Here is a 1813-nt window from a genome sequence, read left to right as displayed (position 1 = left end):
GTTTGGTGTGTTTGTTTTGGTCTATTAGTACCAGTAGCCTTCGCACCTTGCGGTGTGTCCAGGTCTGGCCTATCAACCCCATCGTCTGTAGGGGACCTCAAATGAAACCTCATCTTAAAACAGGCTTCCCGCTTAGATGCTTTCAGCGGTTATCCCTTCCGTACGTAGCCAACCAGCGATGCTCCTGGCGGAACAACTGGCACACTAGAGGTACGTCCGTCCCGGTCCTCTCGTACTAGGGACAGCCTTCTTCAAGTTTCAACGCGCGCGGCGGATAGAGACCGAACTGTCTCACGACGTTCTGAACCCAGCTCGCGTGCCGCTTTAATGGGCGAACAGCCCAACCCTTGGGACCTACTCCAGCCCCAGGATGCGACGAGCCGACATCGAGGTGCCAAACCATCCCGTCGATATGGACTCTTGGGGAAGATCAGCCTGTTATCCCCGGGGTACCTTTTATCCGTTGAGCGACACCACATCCACAAGTAGGTGCCGGATCACTAGTCCCGACTTTCGTCCCTGTTCGACATGTCTGTCTCACAGTCAAGCTCCCTTGTGCACTTACACTCGATACCTGATTGCCAACCAGGCTGAGGGAACCTTTGGGCGCCTCCGTTACATTTTGGGAGGCAACCGCCCCAGTTAAACTACCCACCAGGCACTGTCCCCAACCCAGATCATGGGCCAAGGTTAGATGCTCAATCCGATCAGAGTGGTATTTCAACAACGACTCCACACGTGCTGGCGCACGCGTATCATAGTCTCCCACCTATCCTACACAAACCGAACCAAACACCAATACCAAGCTATAGTGAAGGTCCCGGGGTCTTTTCGTCCTGCCGCGCGTAACGAGCATCTTTACTCGTAGTGCAATTTCACCGGGCCTGTGGTTGAGACAGCAGAGAAGTCGTTACGCCATTCGTGCAGGTCGGAACTTACCCGACAAGGAATTTCGCTACCTTAGGATGGTTATAGTTACCACCGCCGTTTACTGGGGCTTAAATTCTCAGCTTCGCCAACAAAGTTGACTAACCGGTCCTCTTAACCTTCCAGCACCGGGCAGGCGTCAGTCCATATACATCAACTTAACGTCTTCGCATGGACCTGTGTTTTTGATAAACAGTCGCTTCCCTCTATTCTCTGCGACCCCACAACCCACCACCAGCGCACAGACTGGTTTAAGTCGTGTGGTCCCCCTTCTTCCGAAGTTACGGGGGCATTTTGCCGAGTTCCTTAACCACAGTTCACCCGAACGCCTTAGTATTTTCAACCTGACCACCTGTGTCGGTTTAGGGTACGGGCCATACATCCACATCGCTAGAGGCTTTTCTCGACAGTACTAGATCACCAACTTCACCCCAATCGGGCTACGCATCACGCCTCAGGCTATACGGTGTGCGGATTTACCTACACACCACCTCACACGCTTACACCAACAATCCACTAAGCGGCATGGCTACTACTCTGTGTCACCCCATCACTTGAACCACACATCAGGCCCCACGACATCAACAACCAACGTGCTCAAAGAACACATCAATCATATCCGCGGTGGTTAGTATCAGTGCTTTATCATGGGCGCGGACATACGGGTACCAGAATATCAACTGGTTATCCATCGACTACGCCTGTCGGCCTCGCCTTAGGTCCCGACTCACCCTGGGAAGACGAACTTGACCCAGGAACCCTTAGTCATCCGGCGGGAAGGATTCTCACCTTCCAATTCGTTACTCATGCCTGCATTCTCACTCGCACACACTCCACGCCTCCTTACGGTAACGCTTCAACACATGCACGACGCTCCCCTACCCAA

The 1813-nt window shown here is 53.2% G+C and carries 1 rRNA gene; it reads right to left on the bottom strand.

The window, feature by feature from the left end:
• Positions 1-3: 3 nt before the first annotated feature.
• A 23S ribosomal RNA gene (locus HMPREF3149_RS05250) occupies positions 4-1813 on the bottom strand; the annotation flags it as partial.

This window comes from Corynebacterium sp. HMSC05E07, from assembly GCF_001807225.1.
Classification (GTDB): domain Bacteria; phylum Actinomycetota; class Actinomycetes; order Mycobacteriales; family Mycobacteriaceae; genus Corynebacterium; species Corynebacterium singulare.
The sequence above is the reverse complement of the archived record's forward strand: the minus strand, read 5'-3'. Positions and strand labels throughout refer to the sequence as shown.